Origin of the sequence: Terrisporobacter vanillatitrophus (genome assembly GCF_051148895.1) — a bacterium.
In the GTDB taxonomy this organism is placed as follows: Bacteria; Bacillota; Clostridia; order Peptostreptococcales; family Peptostreptococcaceae; genus Terrisporobacter; species Terrisporobacter vanillatitrophus.
In genome coordinates, this window is record NZ_CP154625.1 from 839,537 (window position 1) to 859,565 (window position 20,029).

The following is a 20,029-nucleotide window of genomic DNA, read 5'->3' on the forward strand; positions in this document are numbered from 1 at the left end:
AGGTTTTAAAATGGGAGAAGCATTAGGATTAATAGAAACTAAAGGTTTAGTAGGAGCAATAGAAGCAGCTGACGCAATGACAAAATCTGCAAATGTAGAATTAATAGGATATGAAAAAATAGGTTCTGGACTTGTTACTGTAATGGTAAGAGGAGATGTAGGAGCAGTAAAAGCATCTGTAGATGCAGGAGCTGTTGCAGCAGAAAAAGTTGGAGAAATAGTATCTAAACACGTAATACCAAGACCACACACAGATGTAGAAAGAATTTTACCAAAGAAAGACGTAGAATAAATAAATTTAATAGGTGATTAAAATGGATATATCTCAAGAGCAATTAAAAAAAATAATTAGCAAAGTAATTATTGAAAAGCTATCTCAAGAAAAAGAGGACATTTTAATCCCTATTGGTGTTTCTAATAGACACGTACACTTATCAAGAAAAGATGTGAATTTTCTATTTGGAAAAGGCTATGAATTGACTAAGTTAAAAGATTTAAAACAACCAGGTCAATTTGCTGCTGAAGAAGTTGTTACACTTAAAGGTCCGAAGGGCGAAATTGAAAAAGTTCGTATACTAGGACCTTTAAGAGAAAATACGCAAGTTGAAATTTCTGTAGCAGATAGTTTTAAATTAGGAGTAAAACCTCCTATAAAAGAGTCTGGAAAATTAGAAGACACACCAGGAATAATTATTATTGGACCAAAGGCAAGTGTAGAAACATCTAAGGGAACTATCGTGGCTCTAAGACATATACATGTCCCAACTGAAATGGCAGAAAAATTAAATATAAATGATAAAGATATAGTATCTGTAGAAATAAGTGGTGATAGAGAAGCTACTTTAGGAAATGTGTTGGTTAGAGTTTCTGATAAATATGTTCTTGAAATGCATGTAGATATGGATGAAGCGAATGCATGTTATCTAAAAAATGGAGATTTAGTAAAAATAGTCAGGAAATAGGTGATATTTTGAATTTGGATAATTGTAATAAATTGCTAAAAGACTTTTCTTCTTTAATTAAAGAAAAGAAAAGTAATCCTTATGAGGGTAATTTAAAAGTTGGAGTAGATTTAGGTACTGCAAATATTGTTTTATCTGTGGTTGATGAGAATAATAATCCTGTGGCAGGGGCAACTTATCCATCCAGCGTAGTAAAAGATGGAATAGTTGTTGATTATATTAATGCTACTAGAATAGTAAAAAAGTTAAAAGATGAAGTTGAGGATATATTGGGAGTTAAGCTTACTCATGCGGCAACAGCCATACCTCCAGGAATAACATCTGGTAATACAAAGGTTATTGCAAATGTGGTTGAATCAGCTGATTTAGAAGTAGTTAACATAGTTGATGAACCAACAGCAGCTTCTTATGTACTTGGAATAACAGATGGAGCTGTTGTAGATGTAGGTGGAGGAACAACAGGAATTAGTATTATAAAAGATGGAAAAGTTGTACTTACAGCAGATGAAGCTACTGGTGGAACGCACATGACTCTTGTTTTAGCAGGTTTTTTGAAAAAAACTTTTGAAGAAGCCGAAGAAATAAAAAAAGATAAGAATAAAGAAAGAGACACCTTTACTATTGTAAAGCCAGTAGTGGAGAAGATGGCTTCTATAGTAAAAAGATATGTATCAGGTTATGATGTGAAAACTATATATGTAGTTGGTGGAGCATGTTGCTTTGATGAATTTGAACAAATATTTAAAAAAGAGATTGATATAGAAACTATAAAACCAATAGAGCCACTTTTGGTAACGCCTCTAGGAATAGCCATGAATTGCACTTTTTAGGAGGTGACAAATTGGATAGTAGATTAAGTGAGTTAATGGAAAAATCTATTATTGAGTATATTGTTGAACGTGTAATAGAAAAATTACAAGAAAAAAATAAAAAAGCTGTAGTTTTGTTTACAGGTGCCACTATAGGATTTAAACAATCCATAGAATCTTTAAACAAGTTACAGCAAAATGGATGGAAATTTGATGTGATTTTATCTAATGGAGCTAGAGATGTTTTAGGTGAAGACCTAATAAAAAGTTCTTTGAACATAGACAAAGTTATAAATGAGGATGATAAAGTAGATATAAAAGCTTTATTAAATGATAATGACTTAGTTATAATTCCTAGCTTAACAATAAATAGTGCATCGAAAATAGCAAATTGTATTAGTGACACTTTAGTTACTAATATAGTTTCAAAAGCCTTAATGTCAGGAAAAAAAATAATAGCATCAATAAATGCTTGCTGTATAGATAATAAAGAAAGAAAATCCATATACAATGATCACACTACAGAGGCTTACAAAAACACATTAAGGAATCATCTAGAGGTAATAAAAAGTTATGGAATCACGTTTACTACTTCAGAAAATTTAGCTTGTAAAGTAGAAAAGATTGTTTTAAATAATAATTTTCAAGAATTAAAATCACAATCATCAAAAACAAATTTAAAAAATCAAAATAATAATTTCCAAAGATCAAATTCAATAAAGATTGATAAAACGGTAATAAGTAGAAGTGATATTTATGAAAATAAAAATTATAATACTATAATTATTAATCAAAAATCTCTTATTACAGACTTAGCAAGAGATGAAGCCAAAAGACACAAAATAAAATTAATTAAAGAATAAAGAGGTAACTATATGTATTTAGGAAAAGTAGTGGGAACTGTTGTATCAACAACAAAAGACGAATCTTTAGTGGGATCAAAACTTTTAGTTGTCACAAAGCTAAATGAATCATTACAGCCAATGGATACTAGTGAAATTGCAGTAGACTCTGTTGGTGCTGGAGTAGGAGAAATAGTTTTAGTTTCAAAAGGTAGCTCAGCTAGATATGTATTGAATAAACCAGATTCTCCAATAGACTCAGCTATAGTAGGTATTGTAGATACTGTAGAAGTTGATGGAGTATAGCGTTAGGAGTGATGTTTTTGGCTAACTTATATACAAAAACTGGGGACAAAGGTGAAACAAGTTTGTATGGTGGTCAAAGAATTTCCAAAAATAACATAAAAGTAATTTGTTATGGAACCATGGATGAGGCTAATTCTATGTTGGGATTAGCATATTCTCAATCAGAAAATGAGACTATAAAAAAACATATAAATAAGATACAAAAAAGAATTTTTAGTCTAGGAGCAGAGCTGGCTAGCGATGAAAAAGGGCTAGAAATGTTAACGGGAAAAATAAACAATGATGACATTAAGTATTTAGAAACTATAGTAGATGAGTGTACTGAGGTTGTGGGAAAGCAAACTCATTTTGTTGTACCTGGAGTTAATCAAGTTTCTGCAACACTTCATGTGGCTAGGACTATAGTGAGAAGAGCAGAAAGAAATATTGTATCACTTAGTGAAACAGAGGCAGTTAGAGATGAAGTTACTAAATATGTAAATAGATTATCTGATACCATATATGCCTTAGCTAGATTAGAAGAATTTAATTTCAAAGTTAAAGAACTGAAAAACTTGGTATTAGAGGAACTTAAAAAAAAAGAATTAAATTTGGAGGGTGTGAAAAAGATGGGAGAAAATATAACTGTTGAATTGAACTTACAAACAGCTAAGAAAATGGCTGAATTTGCTGAAGAAAAAGCAAATGAAATAAATGTTCCAATGGTTATTTCTATTGTAGATAATGGTGGAAATGTAATATTAGTTCATAGAATGGAAGACTCTCTTTTGGCAAGTATAGATATATCTTTAAACAAAGCATATACATCAGTAAGTTTAAAAATGCCAACAGATAATGTAAAAGATCTAGCTAAACCAGGGGATCCTTTGTACGGAGTTCAAAACACAAATAATAATAGAATCGTAATATTTGGTGGTGGAATACCATTCAAATATAATGGGAAAGTAGTGGGAGCCATAGGAATAAGCGGAGGAAGCGTAGAAGAGGACATGTGTGTAGCTGAATATGCTATGGAAAAAATAATGATGAAGTAAAAACTCATGACAGGGGGAGTGAAAAGTGGAAATAAATGCACTTGACATAGAAAAAATAGTGAAAAAAGTTATAAGAGGCATGGAAAGTAGCAATTCAGAACAAGAATGTTGTGATGGAATATTTGATAGTATGGAAGAAGCTATAGAAGCTGCATTTATAGCTCAAAGAAAATACTTACAGTTATCCATATCTGAAAGAGATAAGTTTGTAAAAGCCATAAGATGTGAAATAGGAAAAGAAGAAAACTTACACATGATATCAAAAATGGCAGCTGAAGAAACTGGTATGGGAGAATATGAATACAAGTTAATAAAAAATAAACTTGTTTTAGAAAAAACTCCAGGAGTAGAAGATTTAAGAACTGAAGCTATATCAGGAGATGATGGACTAACTTTAGTAGAACTTAGTCCTTTTGGTGTAATAGGAGCTATAACACCAACAACAAATCCAACTGAAACAATTATATGCAACAGCATAGGTATGTTAGCTGCAGGAAATTCAGTTGTTTTCAGTCCTCATCCAAGAGCAAAGAATGTATCAGAAATAACTATTAAATTAATTAACAAAGCATTAAAAGAAGCTGGTGCACCAGCTAATCTTGTAGTTGGAGTTAAAGAGCCATCCATAGAAAATGCAAATATAATGATGAATCATGAAAAAATAAAATTATTAGTTGCTACAGGAGGGCCAGGAGTAGTTAAGTCAGTTTTATCAACTGGTAAGAAGGCTATAGGAGCAGGAGCAGGAAATCCTCCAGTTGTTGTGGATGAAACAGCAGATATAGAACAAGCAGCAAAAGATATTATAAATGGATGTAGCTTCGATAATAATTTACCATGCATAGCAGAAAAAGAAGTAATAGCAGTTGATCAAATTGCTGATTATTTAATATTTAATATGAAACAAAACGGAGCTTATGAAGTAACTGATATTGAAGTTATGTACCAACTTGTTAAATTAGTTTTAGATGAAAAACAAAAAATAAAAACTGAATTTGTTGGAAAGAGTGCAAAATATATACTTAGCAAAATGGGCATTGAAGTAAGTGATGATGTTAAAGTAATTATAATGGAGACTAGAAAAGACCATCCATTTGTTCAAACTGAACTTATGATGCCAATACTTCCAATAGTTAGAGTTAAAGACGTGGATGAAGCCATAGATATAGCTTGTGAAGTAGAGCATGGAAACAGACATACAGCAATGATGCACTCAAAAAATGTAGATAAGTTAACTAAAATGGCTAAGCTTATCCAAACAACAATTTTTGTGAAAAATGGTCCATCTTATGCTGGAATAGGCGTGGGAGGAGAAGGTCATACAACATTTACAATAGCAGGACCAACAGGTGAAGGTTTAACTTCGGCAAAAACATTTACTAGAAAAAGAAGATGTGTACTTGTTGGTGGTTTTAATATTAAGTAAAGAGGTGATTTAAATGGATAAAAATCTATTAAACCTCGTAAAGCAAGCAGGTATAGTAGGTGCAGGTGGAGCAGGATTCCCAACTTATGCTAAGTTAAATTCTAAAGCCCAATATGTAATAATAAACGGAGCTGAATGTGAACCTTTACTTAGAGTTGATCAGCAACTAATGAGAGATAACTCAGAAAAAATATTAAAAGCTCTTGAACTTGTAATGAAACAAGTGGGAGCATCCCATGGCGTAATAGCATTAAAAGAAAAATATCATGAAGCTATTGATAGTGTTGAAAAAATAATAAATCAATATGAGAATATGAGTATTTTTAAGCTAGAAAACTTTTATCCAGCAGGTGACGAGCAAGTTTTAGTATATGAAGTTACTGGTAGAATTGTACCGGAAGGTGGAATACCACTAAATGTAGGAACTATAGTTTGTAATGTGGAAACTATGCTTAATATATATGAGGCATATTATAATGAAACTCCAGTAACTGATAAATACGTTACAGTTACTGGAGCAGTAAATAATAGAAAAACTATGAAACTTCCTATAGGAATGAGTGTTAAAGAAGCCATAGATTTAGCCGGTGGTACATATTTAGAGGAATTTGTTGTTATAAATGGTGGTCCAATGATGGGAAAGATAGTAGATATTGATTCTCTTATAACTAAAACAACAAAAGGCATAATAGTTTTACCTAAAAATCATTCATTATGTCAGGATTTACAAAAGGACGTTCAAGTCATGTTAAAAGAATCGAAAATAGCTTGTATGCATTGTAGTCATTGTAGTGAGGTATGTCCAAGAAATCTTATAGGCCATGATTTACATCCTCACAAAATGATGAGAATAGCTTCTTACAATAGTCTTTGTGATAATAAAATAACACCTGTAAATGCATATTTATGTTGTGGGTGTAGATTATGTGAGTATGCTTGTATAATGAATTTACAACCATGGAAATTGCATAATCTACTTAAAGATACTATGAAAGAGAATGGAATAAAAAATTCATGTAATAATCAACCAGAGAAAGCACATCCATTTAGAAACTTGAAAAGATACCCAGTAAATAAGTTAATTAGAAAATTAGGTTTAACGGAATATGATAAAAATGCACCCATTGAATATACACAAATTAATACTAAAAAAGTATCTATTTTATTAAATCAACATATAGGGGAACCTTCTAAGTGTTTAGTTAATATGGGAGATGTGGTTAAAAAAGGTGATTTAATAGGCCAAATATCAGAAAACAGTTTAGGAAGTAACATTTACGCTAGTATTGATGGAACTATAGAAGATGTTCAAAAAAATATTGTTATTATTAATGGGGGGAAATAGTATTCGGACTATTTATGTAAACAATTAAGTAAAAGAAAAGAGGGGATAAACTTGAAAAAAGCCATAGGTCTTATAGAACTAAAAAGTATTCCTATTGGTATACAAACAGCTGATGAGATGTTAAAAGCAGCAAATGTGGAGCTGATTTTGGCAAACCCTATTTGCCCAGGAAAATATATGATTTTAATTAGTGGAGATGTTGGTGCTGTAAATAATTCAATTAAAACAGGAATTAATATGGCAGATATATTTTTAGTTGAAAGTCATGTTATTAATAATGTGCATGAAGATGTTTTAGTAGCTGTTTCTGGTGTATCAGATGTAAAAGATATTAAATCCATAGGAGCAATAGAAACAATATCTGCATTAACAGCGATAAAAGCAGCAGATATTGCTGTGAAATCTTCTAATATTAAATTAATAGAAGTAAGAATAGCTAAAGGGTTAGGCGGTAAAGGTTTTCTAATAATGACAGGTGAGGTATCTTCTATAAAGTCAGCTGTTAAATCTTGTGAAAATGAACTTGGGAAAATGGGTGAGATAACATCCACAGCAGTTATACCATCTCCTCACAGAAATCTAATAGAATCATTAGTATAAGAAAAACTCATATTAATTTGAATTTCCATAAATATTTGGAGGAGGAAGTATTTTGAGTGTATATAAAGCAACATCATTACAAGACCTGATAAGTAAAAAAATAATAGAAGAATCTTCACAGTCTATAAATTATATTCAAATCAATCGAATAGATACAAGTGGATTGTCTGGATCTAAAATGTATAAAGTCCAAGTTGAATTATGTGATAATAATAAATTTTATTATTTAAAGGTAAATAATTTAAAAGAAGATTGGCTTGCTAGAATTAGTAATGATAAAGGACGAGAGTTAATTATATTTAAAGAAGATATTTATCCTAAAATAGAAGAATTTATTAAAGATATATATCTAGGTTATTATGTTAACGAAGATAGCTATGTTATCTTGATGAAAGATATGTCTGATTATATAGGTTCAAATAGTAATATGGATAAATATTTTCACTATTTAGATAATCTAGCTAAATTTCACTCAAAATTTAGAGAATGTGATGTATTCTTGTATAAAAACTTACTTAGTGTAAATGAATATTATGACTTTCTTTCAATTAGCAAAATAGGTCAAGTGGAAGATATAAAAGAATTAAATGAACTTGGTTGGAAAAGAATAAAAGATGCTTTAGGTGAAGAATTATATGAAAAATATAATAAGCTAAGTAAACTAAACCAAGTAGATAAGTTATATTCTTATTACCCAAAAACATTTATTCATGGAGATTATAGGCCAGACAATACAGTTTATATTGATAATGAAAATATACGATTAATAGACTTTGCTAACAGTGGGTGTGGGCCTTGTACTTTAGATTTATTTTGGTATATTATATCATCTGTAGATGTAAACATAGATAAAAGTGAACTAATATATTTTTATAAAGATAGACTTGAAAAGTATCTAGGATACGAGTACACAGATAAAACCTGGAATACTCTTTTAGAAGTCGGGATTTTATTTACATGTAGAATGTTTCTAGCCTATATCATGTCACATGCAGACTTTGATAATAAATATGAAGTTATGAACGTGGACTGGTGGCTTGAAAATTTAAAGTATATATTAACGCATGGTTAATAATTTTTTTAGATATTACTAGAAATTAATTTTTAGTGGTATCTTTTTTTATTAAATTTATTCTTTGTTGTGATACACTTATATCAATAAGTTAAAAACGGGGTGATGAAGTGAAGGAAATGTATGATATTGCAATTATTGGAGGGGGAGTTGTTGGAAGTTCCATTGCAAGAGAACTTTCTAAATATAAATTGAATATTTGTGTACTAGAAAAAGAGTTGGATGTATGTTGTGAGACTAGTGGAAGAAATTCAGGTGTTTTACATGCAGGATTTAATAATAAACCAGGTTCTTTAATGGCAAAATTTTGTGTGGAAGGAAATCAAAACTTTGATGAAGTTGCAAAGGAGCTAGATATTCCTTTTAAGAGAACTGGAAAATTAGTAGTTGGATTTACAGAGGAAGATAAAGAAAAGTTAGTAGGCATGAAAGAACAAGGTGAAGCAAATGGTATTGATGAATTGGAGATTATAAACAAAGAAAAAATTAAGGAGTTATCACCTTTTGTTGATGGCAACTTTGCACTTTATTCTCCAAGTACAGCAATTTTAAATCCTTTTATTTATACTATTGCCATGGCAGAAAATGCTGTTGAAAATGGGGTAAATTATTTCCTAGGAAATGAAGTTTTGAATATAAAAAGAGTATTACATGAATATAAAGATATTTATGAAATTAAAACAAATAAAGGAACTTATAAATCTAGATGGATAATAAACTCTGCTGGATTAAATAGTGACAAAGTTGGAAAGATGTTAGGAATTGAAGAATACACTATACATCCTTGTAGAGGAGAATATTTTATATTAGATCAAAAGGTAGGACAATTTTTAAATATGCCTGCGTATCCAGTACCAAATCCTAAGGCTGGAGGACTTGGAATACACTTAACACCTTCCATAGATGGAAATGTGTTTATTGGGCCAAGCAGTGAATATATAGATGAAAAAGATGATTATTCTGTAACAAAAGATGTTATGGATTTATTAATAAAAGATGGAGGAAGAATTTTTCCACATATTAAAAAAGAGCATTTTATAAGAAACTTCTCAGGAATTAGACCTAAATTAGTAGGAAAAGATCAAGGTGGATATGATGACTTTAAAATAGAATTAAGAGAGGATATACCAAACTTGATAAACTTGACAGGAATAGAATCGCCAGGACTTACAAGCGCTGTTCCCATTGCAAAATATGTAGTAAGTTTATTATCACAAAATGAATCTCTTAAAGAAAGTCCGCATTTTAATAAATATAGAAAAGGAATTACATGTTTCAACGATCAACCTTTAGAAATAAAAAGAAAATTGATTGAAGAAAATGAAAATTACGGAGAAATAATTTGTAGATGTGAAACTATAACAAAGGCAGAAATATTAGAGGCCATTAATAATCCTTTGGGAGTGGATACTGTAACAGGAATAAAATACAGAACTCGTGCCATGATGGGAAGATGTCAAGGTGGATATTGCCAAACAAGAATAGCAAATTTAATTAAAGCAGAAAACAAAAAGAAGGAAGAAGAAATACTCTACTGTAGAAAAAATTCAAATATGTTTGTTGGGAAGGTGAGAGTATAATGGCTATAAAAAAAGATGTGATAATAATAGGTGGAGGCCCAGCAGGCTTAGCAACTGCCGTAAAACTAAAAGAATGTGGAATAGAAGATATAGTAATAATTGAAAGAGAGAAAAAGCTAGGCGGAATCCTTAGACAATGTATTCATGATGGCTTTGGATTAACTAGATTTAAAGAAACTTTAAGTGGACCAGAATATGCGCAGAGATTTATTGATGAAGTAAGAGAAAAAAATATTGAGTGTATTACGGATACTACTGTAATAGATCTAACACATGATAAAAAAGTAATTGCTGTAAATAAAAATGGCTTATTGGAGTACGAAGCTAAAGCTGTTATTTTGACAATGGGATGTAGAGAAAGAACTAGGGGGGCCATAAGTATTCCTGGTAGTAGACCAGCAGGAGTATATACTGCGGGGGTGGCTCAGTCTTATGTAAATTTACAAAATACTATGGTTGGGAAAAAAGTGATTATTTTAGGTTCTGGTGATATAGGCTTAATAATGGCAAGACGTATGACCCTAGAAGGTGCAAAGGTGGAGGCTGTATTTGAGATACTTCCTTATGCAAGTGGACTTCCTAGAAATATATCACAATGCTTAGAGGATTATAATATTCCTTTGTATTTAAGTCATACAGTTACTAAGATTAAAGGTAAATCAAGAATTGAAGGAATAAGTGTCAGTGAAGTAGATGAAAATATGCAAATAATTGAAGGAACAGAAAAAAATTACGACTGTGATACTTTAATCTTATCAGTAGGATTAATTCCAGAAAATGAATTATCTTTAAAAGCTGGAGTTGAGTTAGACAATAATACAAAGGGACCTATTGTAAATGAAAATTATGAAACAAGTGTAGATGGGATTTTTGTAGCAGGAAATGTTCTTCATGTTCATGATTTAGTTGATTTTGTTTCTTTGGAAGGAGAAAGACTGGCTGTATCAGTAGCAAATTATATAAATAATAATAAGCTTCCAAATTGTGAAATAAATATAGTAAAAGATAATAATATAGGTCATACAATACCTCAAAAAATTAGTGGAGAAAATGATTTTGTTTTATCTATGAGGGTCAGAAAACCTATTAAAAACGCTGTAATAGAAATATTGCAAGATGATAATATTGTAAAAACTATGAAAATGAAAAAAGCTATTCCAGCAGAAATGATTCAAATTGAAATTAATAAAGATAATATAAAATCTAAATCAGATTTGAAGGTGGTAGTAAAATGAGAAAAATATTTACTTGTATAGTTTGCCCAAATGGCTGTGAGATAGAGGTAGATTTAGACAATGATAAAATAATTAAAATTGAAGGAGCTACTTGTAAAAAAGGAAAAGAATATGTAAATCAAGAACTAACTAATCCTCAAAGAAATATAGCTACTTCAGTTAAAGTAATAAATGGAGATTTGGAAATTGTAAGTGTAAGACTAAATAATAGCATACCAAAAGATAAAATATTTGATGTCATGGATGAGATTAAAAATATTAAGGTTGATGCACCTATAAAGATAGGTGATGTGATAAAACCTAATATTTTAAACTTGGACGTAGATCTTATTGCTACAAAAAATATTGATTTAGTAGAATAATAAGATAAAAGTAGGATTCCTGTATTTATAGGAATCCTATTTTTATAAAGAAATTCTTATTTTATTTTATTTTTGAGTAGAATCAACATCTATATATTGGCTATAAACGTAGCCAGTTCCATTTTTATATTGAACTTTGTACCAACCATAAGTAGTTTTTGATAATATAGTCACCTTAGTATTTTTGTTTAAAATACCTAATTTAGCGTAGTTTGTAGATGTACCTTTTCTAACATATACAGCATGATTTGCAATACCAGCTTGAGGATATTTATCCTCTTTATTGTCACTATTATTAGTAATAGTTATATATTGGGCACAAACATATCCGTACCCATTATTAAATTTAATTTTGTACCAATTATTAGAAGATTTAGCTACTATTGTAACTTTAGTATTTTTATTTAAAGTTCCTAGTTTAGCAGAATTAGTAGAAGCACCTTTTCTAACATATACGGCACTCTTAGCTATGCCAGTTGCAGAGTAAGCTACGTCTTCTTTTTTATCATTATTAGATTTTATTGTTACATATTGACTGTAAACATAAGCATAACCTTTATTATTTTTAATTTTGTACCAATTGTTAGAAGATTTAGCTACTATTGTTACTTTTGTACCTTTCTTCAAAGTATCAAGTCTAGTATAGCTAGTGCCAGGACCTTTCCTCATAGATACATTACTATTTATTGTACCAGTTGAGCTGAAAGCACTGTCTTTAATTGTGGCAGCATAAACCTTTGTAACAGTGTTACTGTTATAGTTTGACAAGTCTGTCATAGATACTCCGCCTAAACAAAGCATAGAAGCTAATCCAGTTACCATAAATTTTTTTAATACATCGTATTTCATTTCAAGTACCCCCTCTAAACTTATTAGATTTGTTATTGTTTTAAACAATATAATTCTAGCACTAAAATAAGAGGGTAGATAAAAAATAGTTAGATTGTAAATTAATAGTAACTATATGGACTAGGCAAAGAAACAAATAGTAACAGTTAACTAGATTTTTTTATTATTAATTATAGGCTTATTTTTATAAAAAAGTAATAATAATAGACCTAAAATAGATGCAATACCAGTTGTTAAATAAACATATTTAAATCCTCTATTAAGAATTTTTTGGAATGTATTTTCAATTTGATCACTTCTGTTGTCGATTTCTTTGAGATAAGATCTTTCACCATCATCAAAAGCACTAGGTATAGCGTTTTTTAAAATAATCATTTTATCTTCTAAGGATTTCATAGAACTTAATGTTTTTCTCATTGATGTTAATGCAGTGTTCATGGAGTTAAGCTGAGATTTCATATTGTTTGCCTGTGTTTTCATAGTATCCAGTTGAGATTTCATAGTATTTACTTTTTTCTTCATGGTATCTACTTGAGTTTTCATAATTTTAAGTTTAGAGGCCATTGAAGCAGTATCACTACCTATTTGATTCATATTATAAGAATTATTACTATTGTTTTTAGTATTTATAGTACTAAAAGTGTTAGCTTCTACAGCATTTTTGTTAGGATTATTTGTTGTATTTTTCATTGCTAGCTTCATAGCATTATTAGCTTTAATATATGATTCATTCATTTTAATATAAGCAGAATTTACTTTAGTATAAGCTGTATTTAATTTGTTATAACCAGCATTTATCTTAGTATAAGCAGCACTTAATTTGTTGTACCCATCATTTAATTTTGAAATAGAGCTTTCCATCGATACAACACCTTTATCTACACCATCAATTCCTTTTTGAACATTATCTTGTATATCTTTAATTATTGAAGGTGTCATTTCATCAAACATAGTTTTTGTCATGATTTTAGAGTTCTTAGTTATAGTTGTAACGTCAGAAGTTTTCATTAGTTCAACTACATCATCAGGAACTTTATAGTCAGAATTATTATCATTAAAATCAATTTTCACTGTTTCCATAGACGTAAGATTAGGTATATCCATATTTTTTAGTTTATCTTTCATTTGAGAATTTGATTTTAAATCATTAAATTCTTTAGTTATTTCATCAGCATAAGGTAATTTAGGAATAGTTATTGTATCAGGTAAATCTTTCATTATTTCCTCTTGAATATTAGAGCCAGCATGAGCAATAAAACCTACCATAATAGCTGGAGCTACAGCAGTACCTATGGAGCGAACTAGTGAAAGTGTTGCAAGGGCAGAGTTTGATTCACTTTCTTTAGTATGAGACAACATCATATAGTTTACAGGAGTTCCCATAGTAAAACCAACACCTATACCAATAAGGATTAAACTAATAATTACAGTCAAAGTTGATGGATGTGAAGTGGCTACAAATGATAAAAATAGAGAACCTGCTATGGAAATAAGAAAACCAAATCCTAAAATAAGTTTTGCTCCAAATTTATCAATTAGTTTACCAGATACAGGAGCTCCAATACCTGCAAAAAGTCCTAATATTATTACAAAATATCCACCGCTACCAGTGGCAATTTTCATAGTATTTTCACAAAATTGAGGAACGAAGATCATTCCCATAATAATAACTCCAGTTAGCATGGAAATTAATAAAGTTAGAACAATGTTTCTGTCAGTAAAATAATTTAAATTCATTACAGGATCTTCTGCTTTTTTTTCTATAAAAATAAATAATGGAATAAGCACTAAGAATGTTATTAAAAAAGGTAATACGTCTGTATTAGTAATAGTAGAAGAAATATTGAAAAAGTCTAAATTTTTCAAGCTATATAAAAGAGATAAAATCAGAATCGTTAATATAAATATACCTGAAAAGTCAATTTTACTTGTGTCAGGTACCTTTGTATTTTTTAGTGTGGTAAATCCTGCAATTAATATGAAAATCGTAATAGGTATGTTGATATAGAATATAAATTGCCAATTATTAGTTCCAAATATATCTAGTACTGCACTTCCTGCAGATGCTCCAAATATATTGGCTATTCCATAGACCCCACCTACAAGGCCTAGAGCTAGACCACGCTTTTCTTCTGGGAAAGTAGTTCCAAACTCAGCAGTAGCTACAGGTAAAATACCACCACCACCTAAGGCCTGAACAACTCTTGCTATAAGCAATAAATTAAAACTGCTTAAGTCTTGAGACAATCCACAAAATAGGGAACCAATACCGAATAAGAAGATACTAGAGAGATAAATATATTTTCGGCCATATTTATCAGCTAGTTTTCCTATAATAGGTATGCTCACTGCATAAGCTAAAGTATAAATTGTAATCATCCATATTCCTGTTGGATCATTTACACCTAAATTATTTTGTATAACTGTTCTAGCTGGAGTAACAATTCCAGTATCAATTGCCCCCATAAATATTCCAGCTAAATAGATTATCATAACTAGAATATATTTTGATTCTTTCTTTGTTTTAGTCATATTTATTCCCCCTCCTAATTTTTGAGCAAAGAGAAGTCGTTAATCATATGAAGTTATAAACCATGTAGTTGCTCAATTGAAATAATTTTAAGTTTTATTAGAATTAATTATATTGTCAACCATCTTATTAAGCTGGGACTTTATTAAATCCTCTAACTCCTTATCGATTCCTTGCAATAAGATATTATTCCATTCACTTAAAATCTTTAATAAATTAGGTTTTAAATGAATAGCTTTTTCTGTCAATTCAAAAATATATGAGCGACTATCTTCTGGGTTATTTTTTCTTGTAACATATTTTTTATCTTCTAGTGACTGCATAGTTCTTGTCATAACACCTTTATCATAATGTAATTCTGATATAATTTCGTCTTGTGTTTTTCCTTCTTTACTACTGTGCATTTCATCAAGATCACTTTGTGACATTTTATTATTATGTTTAAGAAAAACGAGTAAAACTAGTCCTTCAGCAGTATTTAAGTCATACTTTTTGAGTGATTTTTTTAGATACATTTTAAAGTATTTATCAATTATAAAAATATTTAATCCTACAGCTTTATGTTCAAACATATTCATCTCCTTATTTGTTTTAATGTAGTTGCTTTTGCAACTATAATTTTATTGTATGATTATGTAGTTGCTTTTACAACTAAAAATATGTTAAATTTATGAATAATAAAATAACAAATGTATTTAAAATAATGTTTTAAAATAAGAAGAATTAGAGAAAATACAGAAATTAGGTTATAATATTATTTACCATATTATAGACAAATTTTTATTGGATTTTTATGAGTAGATAAATAAAAAATATAATTATAATCAGGATTTAGGAAGGAAATGAAATGAAAGGCGTAATTACAATTTCTTATAATGATTTACCAAGATCAATAGAAACTAAAGAAATTTTAGTAAAGGAATTAACTAAAGCAGGTTTTAGAGTAAGTGAAGAAATAGAAAAAGAAACAGAGCTGTTAATATCAATAGGAGGAGATGGATCTTTTTTAAAAACAATACATAAATTTGATTTTGTTGAAATCCCAGTAATAGCCATAAATACTGGTCATTTAGGTTTTTTTGCGGAGCTTTCACCAAACAAAATTAATGAATTTATAAATAGATACATAAATAAAGAATATTCTATTCAGCAAGTATATGCCATAGAGGCAAGTATAGTTACTAAGAAAAAGTGTATAAATATAAGTGCTGTTAATGAAATTGTAATAAAAAATATTCAATCAAGAACAGTGCACTTAGACTTACAAGTGGATGGAATAAAAATAGAGCATTTTAGTGGAGATGGTATGCTTATATCAACACCAATGGGTTCAACTGCATATAATTATTCAGCTGGTGGAAGTATAGTTGATCCTAAACTTGACTTAATTCAATTAACACCTATTGCCCCAATGAACACAAATGCCTATAGATCATTTACATCAAGTATTATATTGCCAACAACATCAGTTATATCCATAAGCCCAGAATATGATTTTGAAAATTCTATTCTTATTGTAATAGATGGTAAGCAGTATAAGTTTAATCAAATTGAAGAAGTAAAAATATATAAATCTAATTACAAATTAAAACTATTAAGATTAAATGGATATGAATTTTGGAACAGAGTAGCAGAGAAATTTTTATAAATTAAAAATTTATATAAAAAATAAGTTGAAAAACAATAAATAAAATGAAAAATATAAAAAAAGAATAAATGATAATAATTATCATTTACAAGGTGATATCATTATGGTAGAATATAATCAAAGTTGAAAAATAAAAGATTTTTATTAAAAGATAAAAATTTATAATAAAAGCCATAAAAACACCTTAATATTATGTGAAATATTTTGCTATTGATTTTTTAACTTTTAAAAATTACTCTTAATTGTAAAAAAGAATCTGGGAGTCTGCACCCAGATTCTTTTTCTATGTAGAAGTTTATGTAATAAGAGCAAGGAATAAATATCTATAAAATGATTGATTAATTGTTAATGAAAATCATTTACAGTTAATCAATTGGATGATATAATTATCTTGGCTTTAAAAATTATCGCGGCAAATAATAATTTTTAAGGAGATTAAAGTAATGGCAAAAATGATGGGACCAAGATTTAAACAATGTAGAAGATTAGGACTAAATGTGTGTGGACATCCTAAAGCGATGGACAGAGCAGTGAAAGGAACTTCTAGAGCAGATAAAAAACTTTCACCTTATGGACTACAGTTGTTAGAAAAACAAAGACTTAGAGCTTACTATGGAGTATTAGAAAAACAATTTAGAAATTACTACAAAAAAGCAGAAAAATCTAAGGCATCTACGGGTACAGCATTAATTCAAATGTTAGAGTGTAGATTAGACAATGTAGTTTACAGATTAGGTCTAGCAAACTCTATAAGACAAGCTCGTCAAATGGTTGTGCATGGGCATATACTAGTTAATGGAAAAAAAGTAGATATACCTTCATGTGCAGTGAGTGTAGGGGATATTGTTTCTCTAAGAGAAAAATCTACAAATAATGAAATGTTTAAAACTAACTTCCAAGAAAGATCACTAGTAGTATATCCTTATTTAGCAAAGGATGAAGAAAACTTTGCAGGTACACTTATTAAAATGCCTGAAAGAAATGAGGTACCAATAGAAATAAATGAAATACTGATAGTAGAGTTTTACTCAAAATAATAAGCAAGTGAAAGACTCAATAAGGTATTATATTGCCTTGTTGAGTCTTTTAGTGTCTTAAATATTTTTCACTATATTGGCAATAATAAGAAATATATATTTAAGGAGGTAAAAAATGCAAAATACAAACTTAAAATGTAATGCTACAAATTGTGCCTTTAACCAAAGAATGGAGTGTAGTGCAGGAGCTATAAATATTAGAGGAGCCCAAGCAGTTACAACTGATGAAACTTCTTGTTCTTCATATGTAGATAGAAGTTCTAATTCTTTTACAAATAGTGTTAATTCTGTAAAAACAAATACTTACAATATAAGCTGTGAAGCTGTCAAATGTAAATACAACAAAAATAAACATTGTGCTGCTAAGAGTGTAAGTATAGGTGCAAATAAAGCACCTTGTGATACATTTAATTTTAAGTAAAATTAAATCAAACTAAGGTCTATCTTTTAACTATTTAAGATAGACTTTTTGTTGCTATAGAAAATAAATTGTGATACCTTTATATAAAGTGAGTAATCACTCATTTAAGGAGGGTGAATATGGAAGATAATTATTGTATAAAAATAAAAAACATTAATAAGTCATATAAAAAACAAAAAGTATTAAAAGATGTATCTTTTAATGTTAAAAAAGGAGAAATATTTGGTTTGCTAGGACCTTCGGGGGCAGGAAAAACAACTTTAATAAGACTTATTATGGGTATGGAAAAAAATGATAAAGGAGATATACTTATTTTAAATGAAAAAGTACCTAATGCCAATATTATAAAAAGTATAGGATATACAGCACAAGCAGATGCTCTTTATACAGACTTAAGTGCAGAAGAAAATATGAAATTTTATTGCAGACTATATAAAGTATCTAAAAAGAAAAGAAAAAATAGAATTGAAAAATGTCTGGGAGTAGTAAACTTAAACACAGATACTAAAAAAATAGTAAGTAATTTTTCAGGAGGTATGAAAAGAAGATTATCTCTTGCCATATCATTAATTCATAACCCACAAATATTGATTTTAGATGAACCTACAGTGGGAATGGATCCTTTACTTAGAAAACAAATTTGGCAGGAATTATATAGATTAAAAGAAAATGGAGTTACTATTCTTATTACTACTCATGTTATGGATGAGGCATCTTATTGTGATAGATTGGCTTTACTTAGAAATGGAAAATGTATTTGTGTGGGAGAACCAAAGAATATAATAGAAGAAAATGAATGTAACACATTAGAAGACGTATTTTTAAAACTAGGGGGTGATGTATATGAGGATTAATGCTATGGTTTGTAGAATAATAAGACAGTTTTTACGAGACAAAAGAACAATGGCTTTATTAATTATAGCTCCTATGCTAGTTTTAACTTTAATGAGCTTTGTATTTACTGATGAAGATGCCACATTAAATATAGGTGTGGAAAATTCTAATGTAAAAGACATCTTATCATCTATGGATAAAGATAATGACATAAATATAATGAGTAAAAATGAAGCTGAAGAAAAATTTGAAAATAAAGCGTTAGATGCATATATTTATGGAGATGAAAAAGAACTTAATATTTTATTAAATGGCGCTGATAATTCTGTAATTAATCAATTAAATAAAAATGTTCAAGACTCAGTTAAAGACTATATGACTAAAAAAGGTGAAGATAATAAAAAAATAATAGAAGATTTAGCAAGCAATCCTATGATTAACATGTTGAATAAGGATTTTGCTAATAAAATTGATTCTATAGATATAAATTCAACAGAAATAGAAACAGACAATTATTTTGGTGATAATGACATGAGTACCATAGATTATATAGGACCACTTTTAATTGGATTATTTATATTTTTCTTTGTATTTTTAATTTCAGGAGTAAGTTTTTTAAGAGAGCGTACAACAGGAACTTTAGAAAGACTTTTAGCTACACCAATTAAAAGATATGAAATAGTATTTGGATATTTAATTGGCTTTGGTATATTTACCATAGTTCAATCTGCCATAATCTCTGCTTTTTCCATTGGAATATTAAAAATATATAATGGTGGTAGTATAGGTCTTATTTTATTAATAAGCACCGTAATAGCTCTTTGTGCTCTAAGTTTTGGTATGTTTGTGTCATCTTATGCACATAATGAACTTCAAGTTATGCAATTTATCCCCATTGTTATAGTTCCTCAAGTATTTTTCTGTGGATTATTCTCCATAAGAAACATGGCAGAACCTCTACAAATTTTATCAAAATGTATGCCGCTAACTTATGCCAGTAATGCTCTGAGAGGTGTTATGACTTGTGGCTATAATTTACAACAAATTAGTACTGATTTATTAGTGCTTATAGGATTTACTGTGGTATTTGCAATATTAAATATAATAACATTAAAAAAACATAGGATTTGGTAAGGT

At 29.2% G+C, this 20,029-nt stretch carries 21 protein-coding genes; 18 read left to right on the forward strand and 3 right to left on the reverse strand.

Going from position 1 to position 20,029, the window contains the following annotated elements:
- The first annotated feature begins 10 nt into the window (after positions 1–10).
- From TVTCOM_RS04250 to TVTCOM_RS04310, 13 genes are all read left to right on the forward strand, one after another.
- Positions 11–292, forward strand: coding sequence for a BMC domain-containing protein (locus tag TVTCOM_RS04250; RefSeq protein WP_434798612.1), 282 nt, complete (start codon positions 11–13; stop codon positions 290–292).
- 28 nt (positions 293–320) lie between these two features.
- A complete protein-coding gene (locus tag TVTCOM_RS04255) occupies positions 321–962 on the forward strand; it encodes a phosphate propanoyltransferase (protein ID WP_434799714.1) in 642 nt (213 codons plus the stop codon).
- The gene (eutJ, locus tag TVTCOM_RS04260) at positions 917–1,792 is read left to right on the forward strand and encodes an ethanolamine utilization protein EutJ (RefSeq protein ID WP_434798613.1); all 876 of its coding nucleotides are present in this window, start codon (positions 917–919) and stop codon (positions 1,790–1,792) included. Before TVTCOM_RS04255 ends, eutJ begins: the two co-directional genes overlap by 46 nt.
- 11 nt (positions 1,793–1,803) lie before the next feature.
- The gene (locus TVTCOM_RS04265) at positions 1,804–2,634 is read left to right on the forward strand and encodes a flavoprotein (protein ID WP_434798614.1); all 831 of its coding nucleotides are present in this window, start codon (positions 1,804–1,806) and stop codon (positions 2,632–2,634) included.
- A gap of 12 nt (positions 2,635–2,646) precedes the next feature.
- On the forward strand, positions 2,647–2,919 hold the full coding sequence (locus TVTCOM_RS04270) for a EutN/CcmL family microcompartment protein (RefSeq protein WP_434798615.1): 273 nt from the start codon (positions 2,647–2,649) through the stop codon (positions 2,917–2,919).
- 17 nt (positions 2,920–2,936) lie between these two features.
- On the forward strand, positions 2,937–3,953 hold the full coding sequence (locus TVTCOM_RS04275) for a cob(I)yrinic acid a,c-diamide adenosyltransferase (RefSeq protein WP_434798616.1): 1,017 nt from the start codon (positions 2,937–2,939) through the stop codon (positions 3,951–3,953).
- A 25-nt stretch (positions 3,954–3,978) separates the two neighbouring features.
- The gene (locus TVTCOM_RS04280; protein WP_434798617.1) at positions 3,979–5,379 is read left to right on the forward strand and encodes an aldehyde dehydrogenase family protein; all 1,401 of its coding nucleotides are present in this window, start codon (positions 3,979–3,981) and stop codon (positions 5,377–5,379) included.
- 13 nt (positions 5,380–5,392) lie between these two features.
- Entirely contained in the window at positions 5,393–6,724 is a 1,332-nt protein-coding gene (locus tag TVTCOM_RS04285) for a 4Fe-4S dicluster domain-containing protein (RefSeq protein WP_434798618.1), read from the forward strand.
- A 51-nt stretch (positions 6,725–6,775) separates the two neighbouring features.
- A complete protein-coding gene (locus tag TVTCOM_RS04290) occupies positions 6,776–7,324 on the forward strand; it encodes a BMC domain-containing protein (RefSeq protein ID WP_434798619.1) in 549 nt (182 codons plus the stop codon).
- Positions 7,325–7,376: 52 nt separating this feature from the next.
- Entirely contained in the window at positions 7,377–8,396 is a 1,020-nt protein-coding gene (locus TVTCOM_RS04295; protein ID WP_434798620.1) for a phosphotransferase, read from the forward strand.
- Between the two features lie 119 nt (positions 8,397–8,515).
- On the forward strand, positions 8,516–9,976 hold the full coding sequence (locus TVTCOM_RS04300; RefSeq protein ID WP_434799715.1) for an NAD(P)/FAD-dependent oxidoreductase: 1,461 nt from the start codon (positions 8,516–8,518) through the stop codon (positions 9,974–9,976).
- Complete coding sequence (locus tag TVTCOM_RS04305; RefSeq protein ID WP_434798621.1) at positions 9,976–11,211, forward strand: NAD(P)/FAD-dependent oxidoreductase; 1,236 nt, start codon at positions 9,976–9,978, stop codon at positions 11,209–11,211. Before TVTCOM_RS04300 ends, TVTCOM_RS04305 begins: the two co-directional genes overlap by 1 nt.
- On the forward strand, positions 11,208–11,573 hold the full coding sequence (locus tag TVTCOM_RS04310; protein WP_434798622.1) for a DUF1667 domain-containing protein: 366 nt from the start codon (positions 11,208–11,210) through the stop codon (positions 11,571–11,573). The genes TVTCOM_RS04305 and TVTCOM_RS04310 overlap by 4 nt, the downstream gene beginning before the upstream one ends.
- A 66-nt stretch (positions 11,574–11,639) precedes the next feature.
- On the opposite strand, the gene TVTCOM_RS04315 is transcribed toward TVTCOM_RS04310, so the two are convergent.
- From TVTCOM_RS04315 to TVTCOM_RS04325, 3 genes are all read right to left on the reverse strand, one after another.
- Positions 11,640–12,422, reverse strand: a complete 783-nt coding sequence (locus TVTCOM_RS04315) for an SH3 domain-containing protein (RefSeq protein WP_434798623.1) — start codon at positions 12,420–12,422, stop codon at positions 11,640–11,642.
- A gap of 150 nt (positions 12,423–12,572) precedes the next feature.
- A complete protein-coding gene (locus TVTCOM_RS04320) occupies positions 12,573–14,954 on the reverse strand; it encodes an MFS transporter (RefSeq protein ID WP_434798624.1) in 2,382 nt (793 codons plus the stop codon).
- A gap of 87 nt (positions 14,955–15,041) precedes the next feature.
- The gene (locus TVTCOM_RS04325; RefSeq protein ID WP_434798625.1) at positions 15,042–15,524 is read right to left on the reverse strand and encodes a MarR family winged helix-turn-helix transcriptional regulator; all 483 of its coding nucleotides are present in this window, start codon (positions 15,522–15,524) and stop codon (positions 15,042–15,044) included.
- 275 nt (positions 15,525–15,799) lie between these two features.
- On the opposite strand from TVTCOM_RS04325, the gene TVTCOM_RS04330 reads away from it, so the two are divergent.
- From TVTCOM_RS04330 to TVTCOM_RS04350, 5 genes are all read left to right on the forward strand, one after another.
- On the forward strand, positions 15,800–16,600 hold the full coding sequence (locus TVTCOM_RS04330; protein WP_434798626.1) for an NAD(+)/NADH kinase: 801 nt from the start codon (positions 15,800–15,802) through the stop codon (positions 16,598–16,600).
- Positions 16,601–17,043: 443 nt separating this feature from the next.
- The gene (gene rpsD, locus TVTCOM_RS04335) at positions 17,044–17,637 is read left to right on the forward strand and encodes a 30S ribosomal protein S4 (protein ID WP_434798627.1); all 594 of its coding nucleotides are present in this window, start codon (positions 17,044–17,046) and stop codon (positions 17,635–17,637) included.
- 115 nt (positions 17,638–17,752) lie between these two features.
- The gene (locus TVTCOM_RS04340) at positions 17,753–18,058 is read left to right on the forward strand and encodes a DUF1540 domain-containing protein (protein WP_434798628.1); all 306 of its coding nucleotides are present in this window, start codon (positions 17,753–17,755) and stop codon (positions 18,056–18,058) included.
- Between the two features lie 119 nt (positions 18,059–18,177).
- Positions 18,178–18,912 (forward strand): ABC transporter ATP-binding protein, encoded by a 735-nt coding sequence (locus TVTCOM_RS04345; RefSeq protein ID WP_434798629.1) that lies wholly within the window; start codon positions 18,178–18,180, stop codon positions 18,910–18,912.
- Entirely contained in the window at positions 18,902–20,026 is a 1,125-nt protein-coding gene (locus tag TVTCOM_RS04350; RefSeq protein WP_434798630.1) for an ABC transporter permease, read from the forward strand. Before TVTCOM_RS04345 ends, TVTCOM_RS04350 begins: the two co-directional genes overlap by 11 nt.
- The last annotated feature ends 3 nt before the right edge of the window (positions 20,027–20,029 follow it).

What these genes read in the sequence shown, in the direction of transcription:
- TVTCOM_RS04300 (WP_434799715.1), top strand. Translation starts at nt 8,516, where the DNA reads ATGTATGATATTGCAATTATTGGAGGGGGAGTTGTTGGAAGTTCCATT.
- TVTCOM_RS04320 (WP_434798624.1), bottom strand. Translation starts at nt 14,954, where the DNA reads ATGACTAAAACAAAGAAAGAATCAAAATATATTCTAGTTATGATAATC.
- TVTCOM_RS04345 (WP_434798629.1), top strand. Translation starts at nt 18,178, where the DNA reads ATGGAAGATAATTATTGTATAAAAATAAAAAACATTAATAAGTCATAT.
- TVTCOM_RS04250 (WP_434798612.1), top strand. Translation starts at nt 11, where the DNA reads ATGGGAGAAGCATTAGGATTAATAGAAACTAAAGGTTTAGTAGGAGCA.
- TVTCOM_RS04305 (WP_434798621.1), top strand. Translation starts at nt 9,976, where the DNA reads ATGGCTATAAAAAAAGATGTGATAATAATAGGTGGAGGCCCAGCAGGC.
- TVTCOM_RS04325 (WP_434798625.1), bottom strand. Translation starts at nt 15,524, where the DNA reads ATGTTTGAACATAAAGCTGTAGGATTAAATATTTTTATAATTGATAAA.
- TVTCOM_RS04315 (WP_434798623.1), bottom strand. Translation starts at nt 12,422, where the DNA reads ATGAAATACGATGTATTAAAAAAATTTATGGTAACTGGATTAGCTTCT.
- TVTCOM_RS04310 (WP_434798622.1), top strand. Translation starts at nt 11,208, where the DNA reads ATGAGAAAAATATTTACTTGTATAGTTTGCCCAAATGGCTGTGAGATA.
- TVTCOM_RS04340 (WP_434798628.1), top strand. Translation starts at nt 17,753, where the DNA reads ATGCAAAATACAAACTTAAAATGTAATGCTACAAATTGTGCCTTTAAC.
- eutJ (WP_434798613.1), top strand. Translation starts at nt 917, where the DNA reads ATGTTATCTAAAAAATGGAGATTTAGTAAAAATAGTCAGGAAATAGGT.
- TVTCOM_RS04330 (WP_434798626.1), top strand. Translation starts at nt 15,800, where the DNA reads ATGAAAGGCGTAATTACAATTTCTTATAATGATTTACCAAGATCAATA.
- TVTCOM_RS04285 (WP_434798618.1), top strand. Translation starts at nt 5,393, where the DNA reads ATGGATAAAAATCTATTAAACCTCGTAAAGCAAGCAGGTATAGTAGGT.
- TVTCOM_RS04350 (WP_434798630.1), top strand. Translation starts at nt 18,902, where the DNA reads ATGAGGATTAATGCTATGGTTTGTAGAATAATAAGACAGTTTTTACGA.
- TVTCOM_RS04270 (WP_434798615.1), top strand. Translation starts at nt 2,647, where the DNA reads ATGTATTTAGGAAAAGTAGTGGGAACTGTTGTATCAACAACAAAAGAC.
- rpsD (WP_434798627.1), top strand. Translation starts at nt 17,044, where the DNA reads ATGGCAAAAATGATGGGACCAAGATTTAAACAATGTAGAAGATTAGGA.